General features: G+C 66.7%; 22 protein-coding genes. 9 read left to right on the top strand and 13 right to left on the bottom strand.

The genetic code is table 11. The features are described from left to right. Positions 1-105: 105 nt before the first annotated feature. Positions 106-792: a TetR/AcrR family transcriptional regulator gene (locus ACYVN4_RS21005; protein WP_460723642.1), complete on the bottom strand. Its 687-nt coding sequence runs from the start codon at positions 790-792 to the stop codon at positions 106-108. 35 nt (positions 793-827) lie between these two features. On the opposite strand from ACYVN4_RS21005, the gene ACYVN4_RS21000 reads away from it, so the two are divergent. Beyond that, positions 828-2,195, top strand: a complete 1,368-nt coding sequence (locus ACYVN4_RS21000; RefSeq protein WP_460723641.1) for an FAD-dependent monooxygenase — start codon at positions 828-830, stop codon at positions 2,193-2,195. Here the strand turns inward: ACYVN4_RS21000 and ACYVN4_RS20995 are convergent. Genes ACYVN4_RS20995 through mftA form a run of 10 tightly spaced genes read right to left on the bottom strand, consistent with a single transcriptional unit; the run spans position 2,186 to position 11,324 of the window. Then, positions 2,186-3,190, bottom strand: a complete 1,005-nt coding sequence (locus ACYVN4_RS20995; protein WP_460723639.1) for an alpha/beta hydrolase — start codon at positions 3,188-3,190, stop codon at positions 2,186-2,188. The two genes, ACYVN4_RS21000 and ACYVN4_RS20995, sit on opposite strands and share 10 nt — an antisense overlap. After that, positions 3,187-4,005 (bottom strand): mycofactocin-coupled SDR family oxidoreductase, encoded by an 819-nt coding sequence (locus ACYVN4_RS20990; protein WP_460723637.1) that lies wholly within the window; start codon positions 4,003-4,005, stop codon positions 3,187-3,189. The genes ACYVN4_RS20995 and ACYVN4_RS20990 overlap by 4 nt, the downstream gene beginning before the upstream one ends. Further along, entirely contained in the window at positions 4,002-5,582 is a 1,581-nt protein-coding gene (locus ACYVN4_RS20985; RefSeq protein WP_460723636.1) for a flavin-containing monooxygenase, read from the bottom strand. Before ACYVN4_RS20985 ends, ACYVN4_RS20990 begins: the two co-directional genes overlap by 4 nt. A 14-nt stretch (positions 5,583-5,596) precedes the next feature. Further along, positions 5,597-6,775, bottom strand: coding sequence for a pre-mycofactocin synthase MftD (gene mftD, locus ACYVN4_RS20980; protein ID WP_460723634.1), 1,179 nt, complete (start codon positions 6,773-6,775; stop codon positions 5,597-5,599). Beyond that, entirely contained in the window at positions 6,775-8,202 is a 1,428-nt protein-coding gene (gene mftF, locus ACYVN4_RS20975) for a mycofactocin biosynthesis glycosyltransferase MftF (protein ID WP_460723632.1), read from the bottom strand. The genes mftD and mftF overlap by 1 nt, the downstream gene beginning before the upstream one ends. Then, the gene (locus tag ACYVN4_RS20970; protein ID WP_460723630.1) at positions 8,199-8,996 is read right to left on the bottom strand and encodes a mycofactocin-coupled SDR family oxidoreductase; all 798 of its coding nucleotides are present in this window, start codon (positions 8,994-8,996) and stop codon (positions 8,199-8,201) included. Before ACYVN4_RS20970 ends, mftF begins: the two co-directional genes overlap by 4 nt. Continuing rightward, positions 8,993-9,682 carry a mycofactocin biosynthesis peptidyl-dipeptidase MftE gene (mftE, locus tag ACYVN4_RS20965; protein ID WP_460723628.1) on the bottom strand — a complete coding sequence of 230 codons (690 nt, stop codon included), beginning with the start codon at positions 9,680-9,682 and terminating at the stop codon, positions 8,993-8,995. Before mftE ends, ACYVN4_RS20970 begins: the two co-directional genes overlap by 4 nt. Beyond that, complete coding sequence (mftC, locus tag ACYVN4_RS20960) at positions 9,682-10,914, bottom strand: mycofactocin radical SAM maturase (protein ID WP_460723626.1); 1,233 nt, start codon at positions 10,912-10,914, stop codon at positions 9,682-9,684. Before mftC ends, mftE begins: the two co-directional genes overlap by 1 nt. A 16-nt stretch (positions 10,915-10,930) precedes the next feature. Beyond that, a complete protein-coding gene (gene mftB, locus ACYVN4_RS20955) occupies positions 10,931-11,230 on the bottom strand; it encodes a mycofactocin biosynthesis chaperone MftB (RefSeq protein ID WP_460723625.1) in 300 nt (99 codons plus the stop codon). Beyond that, positions 11,208-11,324 carry a mycofactocin precursor MftA gene (mftA, locus tag ACYVN4_RS20950; protein WP_460724054.1) on the bottom strand — a complete coding sequence of 39 codons (117 nt, stop codon included), beginning with the start codon at positions 11,322-11,324 and terminating at the stop codon, positions 11,208-11,210. Before mftA ends, mftB begins: the two co-directional genes overlap by 23 nt. Before the next feature lie 116 nt (positions 11,325-11,440). Here mftA and mftR point away from each other — a divergent pair, with 116 nt between their 5' ends. Further along, complete coding sequence (gene mftR, locus ACYVN4_RS20945; RefSeq protein ID WP_460723623.1) at positions 11,441-12,046, top strand: mycofactocin system transcriptional regulator; 606 nt, start codon at positions 11,441-11,443, stop codon at positions 12,044-12,046. Here mftR and ACYVN4_RS20940 read toward each other — a convergent pair. Further along, on the bottom strand, positions 12,043-12,651 hold the full coding sequence (locus ACYVN4_RS20940; RefSeq protein ID WP_460723621.1) for a TetR/AcrR family transcriptional regulator: 609 nt from the start codon (positions 12,649-12,651) through the stop codon (positions 12,043-12,045). The two genes, mftR and ACYVN4_RS20940, sit on opposite strands and share 4 nt — an antisense overlap. Before the next feature lie 164 nt (positions 12,652-12,815). Here ACYVN4_RS20940 and ACYVN4_RS20935 point away from each other — a divergent pair, with 164 nt between their 5' ends. From ACYVN4_RS20935 to ACYVN4_RS20920, 4 genes are all read left to right on the top strand, one after another. Beyond that, positions 12,816-14,387 carry a flavin-containing monooxygenase gene (locus ACYVN4_RS20935; RefSeq protein ID WP_460723620.1) on the top strand — a complete coding sequence of 524 codons (1,572 nt, stop codon included), beginning with the start codon at positions 12,816-12,818 and terminating at the stop codon, positions 14,385-14,387. Next, entirely contained in the window at positions 14,387-15,319 is a 933-nt protein-coding gene (locus ACYVN4_RS20930; RefSeq protein ID WP_460723618.1) for an SDR family NAD(P)-dependent oxidoreductase, read from the top strand. Before ACYVN4_RS20935 ends, ACYVN4_RS20930 begins: the two co-directional genes overlap by 1 nt. Before the next feature lie 105 nt (positions 15,320-15,424). Continuing rightward, complete coding sequence (locus tag ACYVN4_RS20925; RefSeq protein ID WP_460723616.1) at positions 15,425-16,363, top strand: SDR family NAD(P)-dependent oxidoreductase; 939 nt, start codon at positions 15,425-15,427, stop codon at positions 16,361-16,363. Between the two features lie 18 nt (positions 16,364-16,381). Then, positions 16,382-16,663 carry a hypothetical protein gene (locus ACYVN4_RS20920; protein WP_460723614.1) on the top strand — a complete coding sequence of 94 codons (282 nt, stop codon included), beginning with the start codon at positions 16,382-16,384 and terminating at the stop codon, positions 16,661-16,663. A gap of 103 nt (positions 16,664-16,766) precedes the next feature. Here ACYVN4_RS20920 and ACYVN4_RS20915 read toward each other — a convergent pair whose 3' ends face one another. Beyond that, positions 16,767-17,408 (bottom strand): hypothetical protein, encoded by a 642-nt coding sequence (locus ACYVN4_RS20915; protein WP_460723612.1) that lies wholly within the window; start codon positions 17,406-17,408, stop codon positions 16,767-16,769. 221 nt (positions 17,409-17,629) lie between these two features. Between ACYVN4_RS20915 and ACYVN4_RS20910 the strand changes: the two genes are divergently transcribed. The 3 genes from ACYVN4_RS20910 to ACYVN4_RS20900 are packed head-to-tail and all read left to right on the top strand — an operon-like array spanning position 17,630 to position 22,910. Next, positions 17,630-19,474 (top strand): hypothetical protein, encoded by a 1,845-nt coding sequence (locus tag ACYVN4_RS20910; RefSeq protein WP_460723610.1) that lies wholly within the window; start codon positions 17,630-17,632, stop codon positions 19,472-19,474. 54 nt (positions 19,475-19,528) lie between these two features. Next, the gene (locus ACYVN4_RS20905; protein ID WP_460723608.1) at positions 19,529-21,190 is read left to right on the top strand and encodes a hypothetical protein; all 1,662 of its coding nucleotides are present in this window, start codon (positions 19,529-19,531) and stop codon (positions 21,188-21,190) included. A gap of 19 nt (positions 21,191-21,209) precedes the next feature. Beyond that, a complete protein-coding gene (locus ACYVN4_RS20900; protein WP_460723606.1) occupies positions 21,210-22,910 on the top strand; it encodes a hypothetical protein in 1,701 nt (566 codons plus the stop codon). Positions 22,911-22,987: the final 77 nt, after the last annotated feature.

Here is a 22,987-nt window from a genome sequence, read left to right as displayed (position 1 = left end):
ATTACCCATGCGACATCGCGCGGGTTCATCAACCGTAAGAACCGAGCACCCGCCTCCCCATGACCGTGGTCGCCATTGCATGGACCATCGGCGACAGCCCGGCGGTTAGGTCGCTGTTCGCTGAGAGTCCGCGATTCCGGTGAGGATGCGGTGTAGGCCGTTCGAGAACTGTTCGGCCGCAGTCTGATCGGCGGATTCGGTGAAGAGTGCAACGTGGGGGAAGGCGCCGCTGTCGATGACCTTGCGCAGATAGGGGGCGACGGCGGCGCGCCACTCGTCTTCGGTTTGGCCGGTGCGGCGCTGGGTCTCTTTCTCGGCGAGTTCGCGCATGACCGCGCCGCGCACGAAGTCTCGGATCAGGCCGACGGCCGACGCGGCTTCGGTGATGTCGGGGGTGAGTGGGGCGGCTGCGGTGAGGGCGTGTTCCAAGCCGCGCAACCAGTTCGGGCCGAGTGATGGCCGGGTGGCCAGTAGCGGGGCGAGCCAGGGGTGTCGTAGCCACAGTGCGCGCTCGTGGTGGGCGTAGGATTCGAGGTCGGTGCGCCAGTCTCCCGTCAGCGGGGCATGGGCGTCCTGGACCGCATCGGCCATCAGGTCGAGCAGGTCGTCGCGGCTGTCCACGTAGCGGTAGAGCGTGGTGGTGCCGGTCGAGAGTTCGGCGGCGACGCGGCGCATCGACAGCGCGTCGAGCCCCTCGGCGTCGGCGATGGCGACGGACGCGTCCACGATGCGTTCCACGCTCAGGCCCTGGCCTTTCGGCCGGTACGGGTCACGGTCCCAGATCAGCGACATGGACGGCAGTCTACCGATCTGGGTACAGTGTTCCCATGAACGGGCACACTGTTCCCACTGATGTCTTGATCGTCGGCGGCGGATCCGTCGGGTTGATGCTCGCGGTGCTGTTGCGTCACCACGGCGTCAAATCCCTTGTCGTCGAGGAGAAGTCGGAGCTCTCGCCCCACCCCAGGGCCACCGGTATCGGGGCGCGGTCGGTGGAGATTCTGCGCGAAGTCGGTCTGGAGCAAGCGGTCAACGAGGCCGCGGTCGACCTGCGGGCGGGCAAGATCAGGGGGCGCACGCTCGCCGAGGCCGACTTCGCGGAAAGCGCCGAGTGGCAAGCGAAAACCGAGCCGACCTACACACCGGCCCGGATCCGCGGCACCTGCGCGCAGAACCGGCTCGACCGCGTGACCATCACCAGGGCCGGTGAGGTGGAGTTCGGCGTGGCGCTCGACTCGTTCGAACAGGATTCCGGCGGCGTCACCGCGACCCTGTCCGACGGGCGAACCGTGCGAGCGCGCTACCTGGTGGCGGCCGACGGTGTGCGCAGCCGGGTTCGACAGCTCCTCGGCATCGGTGTCACCGGTCCCGGACCGATGGGCGGGGAGACGACGAGTGTGCTGTTCGATGCGGAGCTGCGTCCGCGTGAGCCGTTCGCCATGTGCAATATCGAGCACCCGGACGCGACCGGCCTGCTGGTGACCATCGACGGTGTACGCGAGTGGGTGTTCCTCACCCGTGTCGACACCGAGCCCACGCCCGACCTCCTTCGCACCGCGCTCGGCGACCCGTCGATCGAGGTGCAGATCCGCAGTGTCCAGAAGTTCCGGGGGCGTGGCCAGGTGGCCGATCGGCTCTCCGTCGGGCGCGTCTTCCTGGTCGGCGATGCGGCGCACGCGATTCCGCCGCTGGGCGCGTTCGGGCTGAACATCGGCATCGCCGACGCGCACAATCTGGCATGGAAGCTCGCGCACGTACTGCGCGGTGAGGCCGGACCCGAACTGCTGGAGACCTATCACGCAGAACGACATCCGGTGGCCCTCATGACCATGGAGCAGGCGCGCTTGCGATTCAACGATCCATCTCTGCACTGGGGCAAGGACAGGGAAGAGGCGCGCAAAGCAGCCGGGGCCATCAACGCGCCAGTGGTGCATCTCGGCTACCGCTACGGCGGCGCGGAACTGCCCTCCACCGAAGACGTCGCCCTGAACCTCGACGGGTCACCGGGATCCCGCCTCCCGCACATGTGGGTGGCCGACGGGGTATCCACGCTGGACCTCGTCGGATCCCAATGGTGCGTATTCACAGCCGATCCCGAGGTAGCGGCCGATGTTCCGGTGCACATCGTGGACGGCTGGCCGTACGGGACGGTCCTGGTCCGCCCCGACGGTTTCGTGAGCCGCCGCTACAGCTGACGCACGCCGTGCTGTGCCAACGCGACGTGTAGCGCGCTGACGGCATCCAGCAGGACGATGCGGGCCGAGTTGCCGAAGGCGGTGGCGTAGATGATGCCGTGGATCAGTGTGGCGTGGCGGCGCAGAGTTGCGGGGACGCCTGCCTGTTGGAGTTGGTGTGCGTACTCTTCTCCTTCGTCGCGAAGTGGATCGAATCCGGATACCGCGATGTAGGCCGGGGGCAGGTCGGTGAAGCTGGATGCCAGCAGCGGGGAGGCCCGGGGGTCGGTGGCTTGGGCCGGGTTCGCGAGGTAGTTGTCGCGGAACCAGTCCATGTGGGCCTCGGTCAGTACGTAGCCGTCGGAGAACAGCTTGTAGGAGCGGCGTTTTCGGGACAGGTCGGTGATGGGACAGAACAGCAGTTGGAAGGCCGGCGGAATGCCTGCGGCGGTTGCTTGCTGGGCGATGACGGCAGCCAGATTGCCGCCCGCGCTCTCGCCCGCGACGACGATGCGGTCGGGCCGCCCGCCCAGTCGCTCGGCGTTGCTACGGGCAAATCGGTAGGCCGCCATCGCGTCGTCAACCGCGGCGGGGAACGGATGCTCCGGCGCGAGTCGATATCCGACCGAGAGCACCGGGATTCCGGAGCGATCGGCGAGGAAGCGGCACACGTTGTCGCAAGCGTCGATGCTGCCGACCGTCCAACCGCCGCCGTGGAAGAACACGATCAGTGCGCCGGAGTCGGTCGACGTCTTCGGGTCGTACCGCCGGGCGGGGATCGGACCCCCGTCGCCGGGGATCTCCAGGTCCTCGATCCGGCGTTGCGGTATCGCGCGACCGAGCAGGCGGCCGGCGAGGTTCATCGCCGCCCTCGAATAGCGAAGAGGTATGTCGTGCATGGGCTTTCGATCCATCAGGCTGAACAGCGCCATGGCCCGCCGCAGGCCGGGATCCAGGGTCTGGCCGTCGATCACCACGTCGAAGTTCCGGATCGCCTGCGGGCGTGGGACTTTCATCGGGCGAGGAAACCCTTCTCGACCGGAATCTGCGCGCCGGTGATGACCCCGGCTCCGGCCCCCGCCAGCCATACCACGACATCCGAGATCTCTTCCGGCTCTACGAGCCCGTCGGTCTTCAGCAGGGTCGGGGTGTAGCTGTAGACGTAGTCCGGGTGCTCCTCGAACATCTTGTACATCGAGGTGTCGTTCCCGAGCGGGGTATTGGTTCCGTACGGGAGCAGGGTATTGACCCGGATACCGTATTCGCCGAGTTCGATCGCCAGCGACTTCGTCAGGCCCACCACGCCGAACTTGCTCGCGGCGTAGTGCCCGCAGCCGGGCGGTGCCTTGACCCCGGCCGACGAGCTGATGGTCATGATCGAGCCACCGTTCCCGGCCTCGATCATGGCGGGAACCGTTGCCCTGATGGTGTTCCAGACGCCCGTCAGATTGACGTCGATGGTCTCGGCGAACTGCTCGGCCGAGATCTCCCAGAGCCGGCCCCAATTGCACACGCCCGCATTGGCGACCACGATGTCGAGCCGCCCGAATCGGTCGACGGCCTCGGCCACCGCGCGCTGCTGCCCCTCGAGATCGCGGACATCGACCTGCGCGGTCAGGACCTTGCCGCCCGCGGCCTCGACGAGACGAGCGGTCTCCGCGAGATCCTCCGGTTCGGCCATCGCGTATCCGCTGAATTTCGTGTTCGCGCAGGCGTCGACGGCGACGATGTCGGCCCCGGCTGCGGCCAGGGCGAGGGCGTGGGATCGGCCCTGTCCGCGGGCCGCGCCGGTGATATAGGCGACCTTGCCGGTCAGTGTCTTCTCGGTCATGCACTTGCCTCGTTCTCGTGTCGATCGGTTTGCGTTGTGGGGGAGGGCTTTCGGCTGTCACGTGCGAATTCGTAGTCGCCGAGCGGTGAATACCGGCTGAACCACCAGGCGCCGCTGATGGTTTGGGGACGGTAGTAGAGCGCATCGCCCTGTGAGTTGACGAAATAGGTGCGCAGTCCCGGGTTGCAGTCGACGGTGTAGGTCCGAATGAGCTTCTCGTTGCGGCGCATTCGGCTGACCCAGCGGTCGAAGGCCGCTGGGCGCACCTGCGCGACCGTGGCGTTGCGCCGGGTGGTTTCGGCGATGAGGCGGACGGCGTGGCGGGCGGTCAGGTCGATGAAGGTGTGCCAGGCGACACCGACATAGCCCTGCGGACCCACCAGCGACCATCGGTTGGGGAATCCGGGATGCGCGCTACCGCCGTAGCTGCGCAAGCCATTTCGGTGGTAATCCGCGGCCAGATCCTGTCCGGACTCGCCCACGATGCGCCCGAGCCGGTAAGTCTCGGGGTCGGTGAACAGTTCGTAGCCGGTGGCCATGACGATCAGGTCGTAGGGCCGTTCGACCCCGTCCTCGGTCCGGATTCCGTCGGCGGTGACCTGCTGGATCGGGTCGGTGATCAGCGACACCGTGGGTGATTCGAGTGCCGGGAAGAAGCCGCTGCTGAGGATGGGGCGCTTCGCGAGGATCCCGTAACCGGGGACGAGTGCGGCCCGGTCGGCCGGGTTCGAAACTTGTCTGCGCAGCAGTAGTCGATACAGTGCCCGCCAAATCTTGTCGTACTGCGGCAGGATCGCCGCGAGTACCGATCGCGGAAGTCTGGGCAGCACAGTGCAAATGAGCTGCAAGGGCAATTCCATCAGCGCCAGCACCGTGCCGTTGAGTGCCGCGACGACGCCCGGCAGCGCCAGCACCCGGTGCACCCGGGGCGAGAGCGCGGCGTCCGGCTTGGGCAGGATCCAGGCCGGTGTCCGCTGATAGACATCGACGCTCGCGGCCTCGTCGGCGATCGCGGAGAGTATCTGCACCGAACTCGATCCGGTGCCGATCAGCGCGACTCGTTTTCCGGCGCAGCGGTATTCGGGATCCCAGGCGTTGGGCCGCAGTATGGTGCCGGTGAATTCCGCGGTCCCAGGTATCTTGGTGGGTTTGGGGTTGATATAGCCGCCCACTGCGTTGATGACGAAGCGAGCGGTCACCGATTCCCGGCCTGCGATATCCAGCACCCAGACTTGGTCCGCCTCGTCCCAGACCTCGCGCTGTACTTCGGAACCGCCACGGAAGTGGGCGTAAAGCCCGAGTTGCTGCGCGACATCCCGGTTGTACCGCTGAATCTCGGGACCGTCGGGAAACAGCCTGGACCAGTCCGGTTTTCGCGCGAACGGGAATTGATAGAACAGGGTCGGTACGTCGACGGCGAGTCCGGGATAGAAGTTGTCCCGCCAGCTGCCGCCGAAATCGTCGGCCCGCTCCAGGATGACGAAGTCGGTGATGCCCGCCCGCTGCAGGTAATGGGCGGCGGTGATGCCACCGGGTCCGGCCCCGATGATCGCGACCTCGAAATGTGCTCTGGCCATGCGTTTGTCGATCCTTATGTCGATGTGGTGAGTTCTCGCCCGAATCCGGGCGGTATGACCAGGTCTGCTCGCGTCAACTCCCGTACGCTGCCGCGGCCGAGACCGCGCAGCGCGGAATCGATACCGCCGCTGAGGATGTCGAGCACGTTCTCGACTCCCGGCTGACCTGCGGCCGCCAGACCCCAGAGGTACGCGCGGCCGATCATGACGGCGCGAGCACCGAGCGCGAGGGCCTTCACCACGTCACCGCCCCGGCGGATGCCGCCGTCCAGCACGACCTCGATCTGATCGCCCACTGCCTCGGCGACCGCCGCCAGTGCGCGAATGGATGCTGGTGTGGTGTCGAGGTTGTTGCCGCCGTGATTGGAAACGGAGAGAGCGGTGGCGCCTGTGTCGACCGCGCGCCTGGCGTCGTCGACCCGCATGACGCCCTTGAGCATGACCGGGCCACCCCACTGCTCGACCAGCCAGCGCAGGTCGTCCCAGGTCGGCGGCGGGGTCTGCATCCATTCCCCGTACGCCTCGAAGAACGTCGGTGCAGGTTGGCCCGGGACGCCCATATTGGGGACCGTGAGATCCGGGATGCGCCCCGACCTGACGAAGCTCGCCAGCCATCGTGGATGGGTGAGCGCCTGGGGGCCGTAACGGATCAGCGCTTCGAGGTTGATCCGCTCCGGGATGGCGGGACTGCCCCAATCGCGGCCGTGACTGAACGACCAATCCAGGGTGACGATCAACCCGACGACACCGGCGTCCCGTGCGCGCTCCATGCGCTGGATCAGCTGATCCTTACTGCCGGACCAGTAGATCTGCAGCAGCGTACGGGGATTCGCGGCGGCGACCTCCTCCACCGACTTCCCCGCGAACGAACTGAGCCCCACCAGGGTGTCGCGGGCCGCCGCCGCCCGCGCAACGGCCACCTCGCCGTCGGGGTGAATTGCCTGGGCACCGACCGGAGAAATCAGGACGGGCAGGCCGATTCGCTGTCCCATGACCGTGGTCGACAGGTCACGGTCAGCGGTCTGACCGACCAGATGTGGCGCGAAGCCCAGTTCGCCGAAGGCGGCGATGTTGTCCTGCAAGGTCACTCCGGCTTCTGAACCGGCGATCAATGCGCCGTAGACCGATTTCGGCAAGCGGCGTTCGGCGCGGCGTTGCGCCTCGGCCACCGTCTCGAACCAGGGGTTGGCCATTACTCGGATCCTTTCGATGAAGATGACGGCCGCCGGGCGAACTTCGGGGTGATCGGGGCAGCGGTGCGATGGCGCAGTACACCCGCCCAGACCCCGGCGCCGTAGGCGGTGTGGTCGGCGAGTTGGCCGAGCACGAATCGAATCGGGTCCAGCCTTGGGTGCACCCGGAAGTAGGTGGTCACCGGCGTTCCCAACAGCAGTGAGGCGGCGGAGACGCGGCGAACTCGGCGTCGCGTCGGGCGGCCCGCGCGGGCGAGTAGCAGCACCACGAGCAGGGGACCGGCGAACTGAATCATGAAGCGGCCCAGACCGAGCCAGGTCTGCCACAGCCCAGAGGTGACGTGGGTGAGCGTGTCGGTGGTCGGCAACGCGACCCCGCGCAGCGTCCGTCTCATGTCCAACGCCGACAGCCCGAACGTCAGTGCGGCCACAGCGGGATGCCCCGCCAGTGCGAGGAGCACGGTCGCCGCCTGCCATCGATGCACGACCAGTGGAGTCGCAGCCGACGGATGTCGTTGTGCCAGTGGGGCTGCCGACGTTCCATAGCGGTAGCGCCGCGCCAGCAACTCCGGCCAGCCCTGCGGCTCCCGGTGGTACACCCGCGCCGCGGGCTCGTACCGGATGCGCAGACCGGCCTCATGCAGCCGCCAGATCAGGTCGACATCCTCGCCGTAGCGCAGGCCCTCGTCGAATACTCCGATGGCGCGCAAGGCATCCCGGCGCACGACGAGCGCGGCGGAGGGTAGGTAGGAGATCCGCGTGCCGGGAGCTACCAGGCCTTCGACCGCACCCATGTCCAGGCTCCCCGCGACCTCCCCGTAGCGCCCGGCTGAGCTCGTCCCGGCGAGCGTGACGATGCGTGGCGCGACGGCCGCCACCAGTGGGTCGGCGAAGTGGGGGAGCAGTTCGTCGAGCCAGTGCGGCGTGGCGAGGCAATCACTGTCGAGGAAGGCGACCAGGTCGGTCTCCACCACGGTCAGGCCGGTATTGCGGGCGGCCGCAGGACCGCCGCAGCGCGGACGCCGCAGCAGGGTGGCGGAGTGCTGAGCGGCGATGTCCGCCAGCGCCTCTCGATCACGCGAGCCGTCGTCGACCACCACGGTGGGATGGCTGCCGCCCAGTGAGCGCAGGCATCGTCCGAGTAGGTCCGCCCGGTCCTTGACCGGGATGACCACCGTGACCTCGGGCCGGGCGGTCGGTGCCGGGGGCCGGGGATGCGCCAAGCCCGCATCCGTGAGTCGTCGCGCCAACGCTCCGCCCGCGGCGGAACAGACCGGCCCACTGCGCAATTCGGTCCAGGCGACGCGTCCGGCCGACGACAGCCGCAGCACTCTGGCAGGCGAACCACCCCGCAGGGTGCTGGGATCGACCTGCACGGTATGTCTATCGATCGCGATGCGAAAGCCTTGTGGCAGTGCGAGAGTCACAGCGCGAGCCCTCCGTCGACGGGGAGCACCGCACCGGTGATCCCGCTGGCAGTGGGGGAGGCCAGAAAGGCCAGCGCGGCGGCGATCTCTCGTGGCTCCAACAGCCGCCCGAGTGGCTGTTGCGCCGCGAAGTCGGTGGGTCCCGAGAGGTCGTAGAGGCGGGCGCTCTCGGCGAGGATCGGTGTGTCGGTCGATCCCGGACTGACCGCGTTCGCGGTGATTCCGGTGCCGCCCAGCTCCACGGCCAGCGCCCGAATCAGTCCCGCGACACCCGCTTTCGCCGCGCAGTATGCCGCCAGCATGGGCAATCCTCTGGTCGCGGCGGCCGAGGCCACGGCCAGGAACCGGCCGCAGCGCGGTTCGGGCTGCTCGAGCAGGGCCGGAATCACCGCTCGGGCCAGCGTGATCACTCCGCCCAGATTGATGTCGAGCACCGCCTGCTGGCGGACTCGCGACATCTCCCACAAGGGCACGCCGCCCGCGACGACACCGGCGCAGGCGATTCCGGCATCGACCCGGCCCCACCTGCGCTGCGCCTCGGCGACTGCGGCCTCGACGGCATCAGGATCACGAACGTCCGCGCGGTAGGGGTGAATTCGGTCCCTGCCGAACACCCTGCTCTGCGCGACGACCTCGGCGAGATCGGCCGGTGCTGCCATCGCATACGGCAACGCCGGGTCGTCGGTGACACAGTCGACGGCCAACACCGACCAGCCGTCCGCGATCAGCGCCCGCACCGTGGCCGCGCCGATACCGCGTGCCGCCCCGGTGACCACCGCCACCGGGGCGGTCACGATGGCTCCGAGGGCAGCCAGGTGGTGAACTCGTGCAAGAGTGCGGCACCGAGGGATTCGAGCAACTGCCGGCCGATCGCCGGGTCGGCGTGGGTGGGGTCGCCGAGGATGCCCGTGTCGGTGACGGCGCGGACACCGCCGGTGCGGAGCATGGGCATGATCTCGGCGAGCGGGCGCAGATCACCGGGCACCGCGCGCTCCATGCGCACGTGCTCGGGGGTGAGTGCCAGCATCATCGATGTCTCGTGATGACCGGCGTGCGGGTCGCCGTCCCAGCTCGGGCAGAACAGTTGCACCGCACGCGATTCCGCGCGCAGCAGGCGCATGGCGCGGGTGAGGGGCTCGTGATTGCCGCCGTGCGCGGAGACCAGCAGTACCCGGTCGAACGTGTCGAAGGCGGAGCGGCACAGCTCCACGACGAGCAGTTCCACCGCGGCCTGGCCGATCGAGAGGGTGCCGGGGAATCCGGCGTGCTCACCGGACGAGCCGTAGGCCAGGGCCGGTGCGACCAGCACGCCGTCACGGGCGGCGGCGAGTCGTTCGCACAGGGCCACGGCGATATCGGTATCGGTCGACAGCGGCAGATGCGGGCCGTGCTGTTCGGTTGATCCGATCGGGACGGCGAGCACCGAATCAGCCGCGCGCGCTTCGATTTCCGGCCACGTCAGCGCGGCGAGCCGGGCCATCACCGGCCGCCCTGCGCAACTGGGGGCGGGGTGAAACCGGCGAGCGGGCTTTCGTCACAGGCACGATCCGGGATGCTGTGCTCCGGCGGTCCCCAACCGAGTTGTACCGGAACGCTTTTACGAGTTCGGTGCGAATGATCCAGCGACGGCCGCGGCCGATCAGGGAGGCTCGGCATCGACAATGCGGTCACACCGAAACCCTTGACGCACTCCGGATCCGGGCCGTCCAGGGGCAGCCCGGTGAAGAACTTCGCGGCCATGCACCCGCCCTGGCAGGCGTCGAAGGCCGAGCACGAGGTGCACGCGCCCCCGGTCTGCGGCCCGCGCAGTTCGGTGAACAGATCCGAACTCTGCCACACCGTTTCGAAGCCACCGGCATCGAGCACATTGCCCGCCAGGAAGTTCTGGTGGATTGCGAACGGACAGGCGTACACGTCACCGACCGGGTCGATCAGGCAGACCACTCGACCCGCGCCGCACAGGTTGAGTCCCGGCAGTGCTTCGCCGTACCCGGCCAGATGGAAGAAGGAGTCTCCGGTCAGCACCTGTTCGCCGTGCGCGAGCAGCCAGTCGTAGAGTTCCCGCTGCTGATCGGCGGTCGGATGCAGTTCGTCCCAAACGTCCGCGCCTCGGCCCGACGGCCGCAGGCGGGTGATCCGCAATTGCGCGTCGAACCGGTCGGCGAGGGCTTTGAAGGCATCGAGCTGGCCGATATTCTGCCTGGTCATCACCACCGAGATCTTGAACCCGCGGAATCCGGCAGCGGCGAGATTCCCCATGGCGCGCAATGCGGTGGCGTACGAGCCCGGTCCGCGCACCGCGTCATTGACCTCGGCGGTAGCGCCGTCGAGCGAGATCTGCACATCGACGTAGTCGCTGTCCGCGAGGCGCCGCGCCACCTCCGGCGAGAGCTTGATTCCATTGGTGGAGAACTTCACTCCGACGTGGTGTGCCGTGGCGTAGTCGACCAGCTCCCAGAAGTCCTGGCGCACAGTGGGTTCGCCGCCGCCGATATTGACGTAGAAGACCTGCATGCGTTCGAGCTCGTCGATGACGGCCTTGCACTGCGCGGTGCTCAGCTCGCGCGGATCCCGCCGCCCCGAGCTGGAAAGACAGTGCACGCAGGAGAGATTGCAGGCGTAGGTCAATTCCCAGGTCAGGCAGATGGGGGCGGTGAGGCCGAAGTGGAAGTGATCGACAAGCGATCCGGTGGGGTCCGCGGCCAAGGTCATGGCTGTCGGCCTTTCATCATCGTGGGCAGATCATCGTCGAATCGGCCAGCGCGGCAAGAGCATTGGTGTACGCGCTCAGCTGCCGCGGTGCGACACCGGCGGCGGCGCAGGCCGCACGGGCGCTGGGCTCGGTGCCGAGGTGCTCGACGACCCGCAGCAGCGTGGGGCTGCGCAGGAACGACAGCCGCCGGGTGTCGAAGTGATACAGCAGCGCGCCGAATCGCTCCGGCCGGATCGACACCTTGGCGTGCAGCCCCCAGCGGCCGTCCAGGTCGAACCCCGCCGGCGCGGCGTCAGTAGACACCGCACATGCCATCGATGGAGACCTCTTCGACCAGGACTTCTTCGACGATGACGTCCTCGGTGGACTCATTGCTGGGAACTGTTGTCCCGTAACTGGATTCGTCGATCAACTGTCAACTCCTTCGAGTTCCGTGCCATTTTCGACACTGTGTGACAAATATGGTTTCGAAGATTAACGACACCGTGTGACAGAATCAAGACCCCCACCGGAAAAGGACTCCCAGTGACCCTCGACGAGCAGGACCCCGCACAGGCGCGCCGCGGCCGACCGCCGGGCACGACGGCCCGCGCCGTAGAGCTGATCGCGATCCGCCTGTTCGCCGAACAGGGCTTCGACGAGACGACCGTCGAAGAGATCGCCGCCGAGGCCGGAATCAGCCGCCGCACGTTCTTCCGCTACTTCGAATCCAAATCCGCCGTGCTCTGGTACCAGTTCGACGGCGAAGTAGCGCGCCTGCGCGAGGCATTCACCCAGGTGCCCGACGACGTCGACCTCATGGACGCCATCCGCCAGGTCGTAGTGGCCGCCAACGTCTATCTCGCACAGGACGCCCCCCAACTACGTGCCCGCATGCACCTGCTCGGCACGGCCCCCGGCGCCCAGGCCGCCACCGGCCCCCACTACGACGCCTGGGAACGAACCGTCAGCGAATTCGCCGCCCGCAAATTGGGTGAGCCGGCAGATGCCCTGTACCCCTTGGCAATCGGCCGCGCCACCCTCGCAGTCTGCCGTGCCGCCTTCGACCGCTGGGTCATCGACCCGGACGGCGACCTCACCGCCTACTTGGATCTCGCACTACGAGCCCTGGGCAGGGGATTCGCCGGTTAGCGCGATCGCAGGCGATTCGCCCACTGGTGCATCGTCTCGTTGAGAATCTTTGCGGACAGGTCGATGTCGACCATGCCGATGGCGTGGGCGATGGCCAGGCCCGTTCCGGTCGCGAGTACGCCCATGGTGGCCTCGTCGACGAGGGGGTCGGTGTCGTCGGCTGCCGGGGTGGCCAGCTCGGCAGCGAATGCGTGGAGCATCTGCCGGACGACCGTCAGCAGGGTCACCTGTTCGGCGAGGCGTTCGGGTTTGTGGCGGGCGGCCAGGGTGTATTCGGCGAGCAGGATGGTGAGCCGGTCGTCGCTTCCCAGCTGCCGCCACCAGGTCGTCACCGCGCCGATGCGGTCCTCGACGGTGGTGTCGGGGCCGGTGCCCATGGTGAGGATCTCGGTGAACGTGCGCGCGTAGTGGCGTTCCAGCACGGCTTGGCACAGGGCTTCCTTGCCGGGGAAGTTGCCGTAGATCGAGCCCTGGGATCGGCCGACGCGAGTGGCGATCTGGGCCATGGTCGTTCGGTTGAAGCCCTGGGTCAGGAAGAGTTCCTCGGCGGCGTCGAGTACGGCTTCCTGTGTCTGCGCCTGGCTCTGGGCTCGGGCTGACCTCACTGGTCGGATCGTCCTTCTCGCTAGGCGGTATGTATCGGTAAGTTTGCCATGCGGCAACCGTCCCAGACACCACTTGCTTTTCATATAGCGCCGCTATACGGTTCTCTTACCCGCTGGATCTCGAAGCGGAGATGCATCAGCGACGATGTGGATGGAGACGGATCATGGCCCGTTCGAGCGCGCGCAAGGCCGCCGCAAAGACCCTCACGGAGCCGGACTTTCAGGCGGTGATCGTCGGATGCGGATTCGGTGGCATCGCGGCGGCGGTGGCGCTGCAGCGGATCGGTGTCACCGAGTTCGTGATGATCGACAAGCACGACGGCGTCGGCGGGACCTGGCACGCCAACTCGTATCCCGGTGTGCAGGTGGACATTCCGTCGATGGTCTACAGCTTCTCCTTCGATCAGCGCTCGGACTGGTCGCGGGTGTTCGCGCCGGGCGCGGACCTGAAGCGCTACGCCAACGAGGTGGTGGACCGGCACGGCCTGCGCGACAAGGTGCGGCTGGGTACCGCGGTGACCGAGGCCGAATGGGATGAGGCGAACAGTCTTTGGCGGGTGTCCACCGACAGGGGCGACGTGTACACGGCGCGGTTCCTGGTGCCTGCGTTGGGCGGCATCGAGGTACCGAAGCTGCCCGATATCCCGGGGCTGGAATCGTTCACCGGCAAGGTCATGCACACCTCGCAGTGGGACCACGACTACGACCTGACCGGTAAGCGGGTCGCGGTGATCGGCACGGGAGCGTCTGCGCTGCAGCTCATTCCGACGATCGCCGACGCAGTTGACCATTTGACGGTCTTTCAGCGCCGCGCCATCTGGATCGCGCCGAAACCGGACTGGAAAGCCGGGCCGTTGACCCAGGCGCTCCTGCGCAACAAGCTGTTTCGCGCTCCGGTGCGTGCGGCGGTCGGTGTGGGTGTCTCTGCGGGAACCGGTGGTGCGCTCATTGCCGGGCAGCGGGCGCTACCGGCGCTCAAGGTCGCCGAGGCCGCGCTGCGCGTGTGGATGCGCACTCAGATCCCCGATCCCGAGCTGCGCGAAAAGCTCACCCCGGATTACCCTTTCGGCTGCAAACGCCCATCGATGTCGAACACGTACTTCAAGACGTTCACCCGCCCGAACGTCACGCTCGAGACCGATCTCATCGACCGGGGCACCGAGACCGGGCTGACCACACGCAACGGCACCGCCCGCGATTTCGACGCCATCGTCTGTGCCACCGGCTTCGCGGTCATGGGTGAGGGCACCACCCCCGCGTTCCCGACCTTCGGGCGCGGCGGCCTCGAGCTGGGCCGGTTCTGGCACGAGAACCGTTTCTCCTCCTACCAGGGTGTCAGTGTTCCCGAATTCCCGAATCTGTTCACCATCGTCGGCCCCTACGGGTACGCGCCGAGTTCCTACCACTGCTTCGTGGAAGCGACCGCCGCGCACACCGCCCGCGCGATCAAGGAGACGATGCGCCGCGGTGCGCAAGTCTGCGAGGTGACGCGGGAAGCGCACGACGCCTATACCCGCAAGTGCCGCGACAAGGTGGACCGGATCGGATACGTCGACCTGTGTTCGGGCTCGAACACCTACTACATCAACTACCAGGGCGATGTGGCGCTGATCCGGCCGGAATCCCACGCAACCATGTGGTGGCAGAGCCGATTCTTCCCGCACGACGTCTACCACTACTCGGCCGGTAAGACCGCCCCGAACATTACGAAATCTACTGTGGGGGCGGCACTCTGATGTTCACTGCAACCAATTCCGACCCGCGTCTGGCCCTGATCACCGGCGCGGGCAGCGGGATCGGCCGCGCCACCGCCCTGCGCTACGCGGGTATGGGTGCGACCGTGATCGTCACCGATATCGACGGTGCGACCGCACAGGCCACCGCGGACATGATTCGCGCCCGGCACGGTCGCGCGGAGGTGTACGTCCTCGACGTCACCGACGATGATGCCTGGCAGGAATTGGCCGCTCAGGTCGCCGAAAACCACGGTGTGCCCGACCTTCTCGTGAACAATGCCGGATTCGGTATCGCGGGCGGGTTTCTCGACCACACCAAGGCCGACTGGGACCGGCAACTGGCCGTGAATCTGGACGGCGTGGTCAACGGCTGCCGGGCCTTCGCCCCGCTCATGGCGGAACGCGGCAGCGGCCAGATTGTCAATATTTCCTCCGGACTGGGTTACATCCCCTTGGCGATGACACCCTCCTACTGCACCTCCAAGGCCGCGGTACGGATGTTCAGCGAATGCCTGCGCAGCGAGCTCGCCCCGAAAGGCGTTGGCGTGACGGTGATCTGCCCCGGCATGGTGGGCGGCACCAAGCTGCTGAGCAATGGTCGGCTGGTCGCCGACATCGACGGACTCGACGAGTCGAACAAGGACGAACTGCGCGGCGTGCTCGGCGCGCTCGCCGAGAAATACGGCCCGCTGCTCACCTCGCCGGACTACATCGCGCGCGGCATAGTCCGTGCGGCACGGCACAACTGGGGCGTCGTGCCTGTGCGGCCGGAGTCGTGGCTGATGTACGGACTGCACCGGCTCGCCCCGGGCCTGCTGCGTTCGGGCGCGGCGCTGCTGGCGCCCGAACGCGTGGAACGCGGTGCCGCCCTCGTAGGGGACCGCATTCCCCAGCGCTGGATCGACTTCGCCAAGGCGCGAGCGGGACGGTAGGCGATGAAAACCGCCATAGTGACCGGGATCGGTTCCGGGCTGGCGCGATTGGCGAATGCGATCCGCCCCCGAGTCCAAGCGCAGCTGAATGCCTGAGGCCGAATCATGTTCAGAGGATTGAAGAATCCGCACCTGGTACTGGTCACCGGCGGAGGCCGGGGGATCGGCCGGGCCACCTGCCTGCGATTCGCCGAGTTGGGTGCGACGGTGATCGTGACCGATATCGACGAGTCGACGGCTGTGGATACCGCGCAGCGGATCATCGACAACGGCGGGACCGCACACGGCTACCGCCTGGATGTCTCGGAGCCTGCTGCGTGGGAGCAGCTTTCGGAGTTGGTGGCCGAGTTGTACGGAACGCCGGACGTCCTGGTCAACAATGCCGGTATCGCCATCGTCGGCACCGTGCTCGAGCAATCGGCATCCGATTGGGAGCGTCAGCTCGGCGTGAACCTGTGGGGTGTCATCCACGGCTGCCGGATCATCGGGAGACAGATGGTGCGCCGTGGTCAGGGCGGGCACATCGTGAACATCTCCTCCGTGGGCAGCTACCTGCCGATGGCATTCATTCCCTCCTACTCGGTGTCGAAGGCCGCGGTGAAGATGCTGTCGGAGGTCTTACGCATCGAGCTCGCCGGCGAGGGCATAGGCGTCACGGTGATCTGCCCGGGCGCGGTGGCCACCGGCATCGTCGGCGGCACCGCGCTGGTCGGCGACGCCGACCAGCCGCACATGGATCAGTGGCGTGACCGCATCTCGCGAATGGTCGAAACCATAGGGCCCACAATGGGTTTCGGTCCGAACCACATCGCCGAGGCCATCGTGCGCTCGGTCCGCTACAACTGGGCGATCGTTCCGGTCCGCCCCGAATCCTGGCTGATCTACTTCGGCTCCCGCCTGTCACCCGGCCTGATTCGGGGTCTGGCGGGTCTCACCATGAGCCACAAGCGGATTCGCCAGACCACAGCCCTCCTCGGCCGGATGTCGGCATCCCCGGATCCGGAATCCGCCAATGTCGACGCGCTCGATCGCGTCGCGCACTGAGAGAAGACGAGACTACACATGCCGAAACCGCTGTTCCGCCAGCAGATTACCGAACGAATGGAACGCCTACCCGCACCGATCCGTCAGCTCTGGCGCCTGGTGGACGGATTGCACCACACCGCCAGCGCGGGCATCACGGGCATCCAGACCGCCCACATGGGTGTGCGCGACCACGTAGTGCTGCCGACCGCCGCGCGATTCGGCGTGCCCGACCGCATGATCCACGGCTTCCGCGCCCGGCACACCCGGTTTTTCGACCGGGTGTACGAGGGACTGCGGACCGTTCACTGGTACGTCTGACGGAGGGAGCGCCGCATCGCCGGCGATCGTGATCGGAGCGGCCGCCTCACCGCGCTATTCGGATGAGGCGGCCGTAGTTCTCGTCGATCATCGTTTTGTACGATTAGTGTTCGTAGTCGTACATTTCCATGCTGCCGAACTTTTCCGGCGGCAGCCCGCGCAACGCCCACAGCAGGAAATGCACCGGCACAATGCCCATGGTTTTCGATTTGACCCTGAAGTACAGCGACTTGCTGGTCCGCACCTTGCCCTGAAGCAGGCTGGCGGTGCAGAACTCGCGAAACAACTCTCGAAAGTGGTCGTAACTATCCGGTATTTCGCGTTCGATGTGATGGGTGAGGATCTGGACGCCACTGTCGGCATCGGTGTCGTCGAGCAACCTGTCCAGTCGTAGCTCCCGCCGATGGTCGTCGACGTAGAAGATCAAGAGCATGCCGTGGTTGATGGTGCTCAGCTGCTGAAAATCCCGCACCTCCGGGAAGGCCAGGATCGTCAGGTAGGTCTGATCCTTCAGCGTGCTCTTGTCGTGCGGCCATGCGGACAGAAATCGCCGGTCGTACCGTTCGAAGAATTCATCCAGGAAATCCCGTTCATCCTGTGGCACATAGCGGAATGCCTCCGACTCGATCGGAAGCGCCGAACTCTTACCCACTCTGCTGGCATGCCACAGCGCCATGGTCCATTGCCGATGCGCGGCAACATTGTATTCGGTGGTGCACGCGTGATCCGATTCGAGGAAATTCATCAGAGATCTCCTTATGGGTCATCGGCCTGCGGAGAAGAGCTCGGTCCCATTATCGCCGCAAACCAGCTCTGTGTGTCGGAAAAGGTCGACCTTCTGGCCGTGCTCGACAACCCTGCAGACGAGTGCACCTTCTACGGTCATTGCACCGGCTGTCCGGCCACTCGCCTGACTGCTGTTGTCCCACAGCGACTGTCGAACGCTTTGTCGCCCCGGAGGAATCGATGCGGAAGTTCTCCATCCTGCTGCTTGCGGCGGTGCTGCTGCCGATCACGGCGGCGCAGGCGAAGTCGGATCCGCCGGAGCGCACCGAGCGGGTGGTGCAGACCGGTGAGGGGCTGATCGTCAGTGAGGTGACGCGGTATTCACCGTTGCCGCCCGACGCGGCACCGCATGCCGCGGCTTGCGACTACATCAGCTACCTGCGGTACCGACTCGCGGACGGACCCGACGATCCGCAGCAGGCCGATACGGTGATCATCGGCCAGCCGGCCGCATTGATGGCCGGATACAGCCTGGATGGCTTGGCGCGCAACCTCATACACCAGTTGCGCGACACCGGAAAGAAGGCCGAGTTCTGGGCCATCCACCCCCGCACCATCTGCATGTTCGATCGGGCCGGGCTGCAGGCCGCCAACGACGCCCACGACTACCACGTCGCCTGGGACTACTACTTCGAGGGCAAGGAGATCGACGGCAAGAAGTTCGGTGGCTTCAAGGCCGACTGGGACATGCCCGAGGTCTCCGATATGGCGCTCGCCCAGACGGTTCGGGACCAGTACACGATCATGACCCGGGACCTGCCGGATCCCGCCTTCCGCAAGGACCGCGCCTTCTGCCTGGGCACCTCGGACGGCGGGTTGTGGCAGGCCGCGTTCGCCGCCTGGGACTTCGACGGCGACCCCGGTTACCAGCAGTGTCGGGCGCTGATCACCCCCGAAGCCCTGCCCACCGTCGATCCGACCGGGCTGCAACAGATTCCGGTCGCCCGCGAGATCGTGGGCGCGGTCGCGACCGTGACCTACACCGTCTTCCGGGCGTTGTTCCACCTGGGCGTCGATCTGCCCGGTGGCGATCGACTCGCGTTGTTCCCGACGACGCCGACGTTGGGCTTCATGTTCAGCCCGCGCTGGTGGACGCTGGTCTCGATCGCCGGAATCGCGGCCACCTACCAGCCGGACGCGGAGACCGACCTGAACAAGCTGGCGATGCGCGACATATTCCTGAACATCAGCCTGCGCGTCAACTTCCCCAACAACTGGGTTGATATCCTGTTGGGCACCAACGGAATCGACACGTTCCGCTTCACCAACCGGGCCTTCCTCGGTGAGCTGGTGGGCAACACGGCCGTGAACATTCCCTACCCGCCGTACAGTCTCGGCGTGCTGGACGGTGGGCCGGTCGTCCCCAAACAAGCACCCCTGCCCGGTGACGTGCTGCCGAACATTCCGGTGCTCGGTAAGTACCTGGCCACCATTACGAGCACCACCAACCGCGTCGGCCCGACCGACCACTCCGTGCTCTACACCTGGCGTCGCTTCAACGAGCTGGACGGTCTGCCGTATGCCGATCCATCCAAGCATTTCGTCGACATCGACTACTTCGCGCGGCAGGTCGGCAGTCCGCTCGGCTGGGCCAACCCGTACATGGCGCTGCAGTGGACGGCCGCGGATCAGATCATGATCTGGTTCGGCGCGCGCAGCCAGGACCTGTCGGATGTCAAACACGTCGACGAGGCGAATGCCATGCCGTCGCTGACCATCTGGTCCCGCGACAGCCTCGAAGGTGCGCTGCTGTCGCCGCTGTTTCCGAACAACACCGTCTTCGTCGAGGGCCCGGTGCATTACGACATCGGCAGTGCCGCACCGGTACAGAACAACGGTCAACCCGATCCGTACAGCTCCCGGATCACCGGCTACATCACCGACATGGTGAATACCCCGCCCGGGCAGGAACGGGGGAGCGGGGCGCCACCGGCGTTCGGCAGCTCCGATCCGCCGAATCTCTTGCCGCTCGGCGTCACCGGCAGCTCCGACGACGGGCGTAGTTCCGGCTCGGGCGGGCACTGAGAGAAGGGGACACAGATGCGCGCAACCGTTGCGATCGTTTTTCTCGTCGCGAGCATGACAGCCTCCGCCCTGTCCGTGGCACAGGCGCAACCCGAACGGTCGCCGGACCGCCAGGAGACCGTCCTGGATCGGCGCGGTGACATCGCCATCAGCGAAGTGACCTGGGCCGCACCGCTTCCGGCGTCGGCCGGGCCGCATCCGGCGCGCTGCGACACCCTGTCGTATCTGCGGCTCAGAATGGCCGACGGGCCGACCGACCCGGCCGACGCGGATGTCATCTACTCCGGCCAGCCCGGCTACATCGGCGGCCCTCGATCACTGGGACCGATCGCCGAGAACACCTTGCGTGCGCTGGCCCGGACCGGGAAGCACGGGGAATTCTGGTCGATGCAGCGCCGCCCCAGCTGTCTGGACGATCGGAGCGGGATGGTCGCCGCCGTCGATCGACAGGACTACCGGGTCGCACTGGACTACTACTTCCACGGCGGCACCGTCGACGGACACCGATACGACGGTGTCGTGCCGGTCGGCCAGCAGGCTTTCCTGAAGGACCTCGGCGTCAAATCCATTGTGGAGGACTGGCAGTACATCAATGCCCGGGAGATCCCGGATGCCGCAATGCGTAAACGGAAGATCTACCTCGGCGGACACTCCCTGGGTGGCCCGCTCACCGCGTACTTCGCGGCCTGGGATTTCGACGGGCACGCGGGATACGACGAGATCGCGGGCATGTGGGTGCTGGACGCGCCGATGCAGCTCGATGTCGCCGACCTCGCCCGAGTGCCCGCGCTGAAATGGATCGTCGACCGCACCACGGGGATGACCTATCAAGCCGTCACGGATCTGCTGGGTTCCGGCCTGCTGCCGTACGCCGTGAACCTCGGTCTGGTCGGGCTCGAAACGAACACCCTGTTCCAACTGGTGAGCATCGCGGGCATCGCCGCCCGATTCGAGCCGAAGGCGGAGAGTGACGTGCCACGGAACCTTCCCCGAGCCCTGGGATGGGATATCGGATTGTCCGCCTTGTACTCCCGGGATCTGTTGCAGCCGGTCAACCCGGACTTCCGCACCTGGCGGCTCACCAACGAGGCGATGCTGGCGTCGCTGATCGACAGCAACACCAATCCGACACCGTTCTCCGCCGGTCTCGGCAGCTACGACGGCCCGGTCGTCGAACGCACTATGCCCGTGCCACTTTCGCTGTTCACCGATCTGCCGATGATCGGCCCGCAGGTGAAGCCGATCGTGCGGCCGCAGGTGGTGCCCGCGGATCCGGCCGGACGGCTCAACGGCTGGCGAAATTACGACACTCTCGCAAGCGATCCGGCAGCCCCGGACGCCTCCGGTCAACCGTTCGCCACACCGCAGGAGAAGGTCGCCGATATCGAGCAGCTCGCCTACTACTTCGGCGGCAGCGAACTCGCCGTGGGCTCGCCGTACGACACGGTGCGCACGGCGGTCGATATCGCCTACGCCCTGCTCGGCACCAACACCGGGGATCTTGCCGGGTTGAAACATCCCGAGTATCTGTCCCAGGTGCCGTATGTCCGGCTGGCCAGCGGCATTTGGCAACTCGCCTCGATCTTCGGCATCGACGCCGAGCCGACCACCTATCTCGCCGACTACCGGCACCTCGATTTCCCGTTCAGCGGCGCCCCCTCCAACGACGGCAGTCCCACCCCCGCCGATGCGCTGGTCGAACTGACCCACCGCTGAGCAAGACAGTGAAGGAACCATGGTCATCCGAAAGAGACGATTCGCGCGCTGGGCGATGCCCGCGTTGTGCGCGTCGCTGCTGCCGATCCATGCGACCGCCGCGCCGGTCGCCGACCCGGCGCGCACCGAGACGGTCGTGGAGGCGGACGCGGATCTCACCGTCAGCCATGTCCGGCTTTACGATCCGCTGCCCGCCGGCACCGCGCCACATCCGGCCGCCTGCGACTGGGTCGAATACCTGCGCTACCGGCCCTCTTCCGGGCCCGCCGACCCACAGCAGGCGGACGCAGTGATCCTGTCGCAGGTCGGCGCTTGGCTGGGAGCCAGCTCGATGGACCTGGTGGCGCGCAACACGATCCATGCGCTCGGCGACCGCGGCAAGCACGTCGAATGGTGGTCGCAGCCGCGGCGCACCACGTGCCTGTTCGACGATACCGGCCTACGTGCCGCGGCCGACGCGCGCGATGGCCGCGTCGCCTTCGACTACTACTACGGCGACAAGACCGTCGACGGGCACCGCTTCGCCGGATTCCCCTCGAACGCCGAACTGGGCTGGCTCGCCGACATCGGTCTCGCCCGCTACGTGCAGGACATGCACACCGTACTCACCCGCGAACTGCCCGACCCGAATGTGCGGCGCGCGAAGGCATTCTGCGGCGGCACCTCCGACGGCGGCCTGATCGCGGGGGCGTTCGCGGCCTGGGATTTCGGCGGTGATGACGAGGCCGCCGGATACAAGCAGTGCGCGGGGTTCCTGGGCATCGATTCGCTGATCTCCACCGATCCACTTGCACTGCAAGCGGTTCCGGCGGTTCGCGAACTGGCCGGGATCGGCAGCGGCCTGTCGTACTCGGCTCAGATCGCAGCCATGCACGCGGGGATCCTCCCGGCGAGTTTCACCGGAATCCCTTATGTGGAACCACGTTTCTACACGCTGCTCGCGGTGCTGGGCGCAGCCGCCGAGTACGCCCCGGACGAGGAGACCGACCTGCATCGCCGCCTGCCCGCCGACTTGATCGCCGAGGCATCCACCCGCCTCGCCTTCGCGGGGACCTACGCCGATCTGCTCGGCGGCGGAAACTCGTTGCGCGACTACCGCTTCACCAATGCCGCTCTGCTCGGCATGCTGCTGGGCGACCACACCCTCAACGTCGGACCGATGCAATTCGGGATCGGAGCTCTGGACGGCGGCCCGGTACAGGAAAAGACCGTGCCCTGGCCAGACGACCCGGCCTCGCCGCTGAGCTCCGTCACCGGCCGGGGCCCGCGCGTGGTTCCCACCGACAAGAAGGCGTTGTACACCTGGCGTGACTACGACCAACTCGACGGAATCGACTACGCCGCACCAGGATCGGAAGTGGTCAGCATCCGTGACCTCGCCCGTGCCCTGGCCGCCGCGCCCGGAGAGTCGGTCGGCTTCCTCGACCCCTACTTCGCCCCACGGTTTCTCATCGACATCCAATCCGCCTTCACGGGCACCAGAATCGGGGACCTGGCCCCCATCCGATACGGCGACCGTATCGGCAACCGCCCCGTCCTGACCACCGTCGGCACCAAATCCTGGATCGGCGTCGCCAAATCCATCTTCCCCGCCGACACCGTCTACCTGGACAACTACACCCACACCGACGTCAACATCGCCGCCACCCGGCAGGTCGGCGACCACCCCGAAATCGTCAGCACCACCATCGCCGACTTCCTCGCCCGCAGCCTGGGATAGCCACAACCACCGCAGCCCGTTCCGGATACTTCTGCTCCTGTCGGTACCCGTGCGCATGGGGGCGGCCCAGTACCCGG

Source organism: Nocardia heshunensis (genome assembly GCF_054782115.1).
The sequence above is the reverse complement of the archived record's forward strand: the minus strand, read 5'-3'. Positions and strand labels throughout refer to the sequence as shown.

Excerpts from the sequence above, each read along its gene's own strand:
- ACYVN4_RS20915 (WP_460723612.1), bottom strand. The coding sequence starts at position 17,408 with ATGAATTTCCTCGAATCGGATCACGCGTGCACCACCGAATACAATGTT.
- ACYVN4_RS21005 (WP_460723642.1), bottom strand. The coding sequence starts at position 792 with ATGTCGCTGATCTGGGACCGTGACCCGTACCGGCCGAAAGGCCAGGGC.
- ACYVN4_RS20985 (WP_460723636.1), bottom strand. The coding sequence starts at position 5,582 with ATGGCCAGAGCACATTTCGAGGTCGCGATCATCGGGGCCGGACCCGGT.
- ACYVN4_RS20910 (WP_460723610.1), top strand. The coding sequence starts at position 17,630 with ATGCGGAAGTTCTCCATCCTGCTGCTTGCGGCGGTGCTGCTGCCGATC.
- ACYVN4_RS20925 (WP_460723616.1), top strand. The coding sequence starts at position 15,425 with ATGTTCAGAGGATTGAAGAATCCGCACCTGGTACTGGTCACCGGCGGA.
- ACYVN4_RS20935 (WP_460723620.1), top strand. The coding sequence starts at position 12,816 with ATGGCCCGTTCGAGCGCGCGCAAGGCCGCCGCAAAGACCCTCACGGAG.
- ACYVN4_RS20990 (WP_460723637.1), bottom strand. The coding sequence starts at position 4,005 with ATGACCGAGAAGACACTGACCGGCAAGGTCGCCTATATCACCGGCGCG.
- ACYVN4_RS21000 (WP_460723641.1), top strand. The coding sequence starts at position 828 with ATGAACGGGCACACTGTTCCCACTGATGTCTTGATCGTCGGCGGCGGA.
- mftB (WP_460723625.1), bottom strand. The coding sequence starts at position 11,230 with ATGGCATGTGCGGTGTCTACTGACGCCGCGCCGGCGGGGTTCGACCTG.
- mftD (WP_460723634.1), bottom strand. The coding sequence starts at position 6,775 with ATGGCCAACCCCTGGTTCGAGACGGTGGCCGAGGCGCAACGCCGCGCC.
- ACYVN4_RS20930 (WP_460723618.1), top strand. The coding sequence starts at position 14,387 with ATGTTCACTGCAACCAATTCCGACCCGCGTCTGGCCCTGATCACCGGC.
- ACYVN4_RS20905 (WP_460723608.1), top strand. The coding sequence starts at position 19,529 with ATGACAGCCTCCGCCCTGTCCGTGGCACAGGCGCAACCCGAACGGTCG.
- ACYVN4_RS20900 (WP_460723606.1), top strand. The coding sequence starts at position 21,210 with ATGGTCATCCGAAAGAGACGATTCGCGCGCTGGGCGATGCCCGCGTTG.
- ACYVN4_RS20995 (WP_460723639.1), bottom strand. The coding sequence starts at position 3,190 with ATGAAAGTCCCACGCCCGCAGGCGATCCGGAACTTCGACGTGGTGATC.
- mftE (WP_460723628.1), bottom strand. The coding sequence starts at position 9,682 with ATGGCCCGGCTCGCCGCGCTGACGTGGCCGGAAATCGAAGCGCGCGCG.
- mftC (WP_460723626.1), bottom strand. The coding sequence starts at position 10,914 with ATGACCTTGGCCGCGGACCCCACCGGATCGCTTGTCGATCACTTCCAC.
- ACYVN4_RS20920 (WP_460723614.1), top strand. The coding sequence starts at position 16,382 with ATGCCGAAACCGCTGTTCCGCCAGCAGATTACCGAACGAATGGAACGC.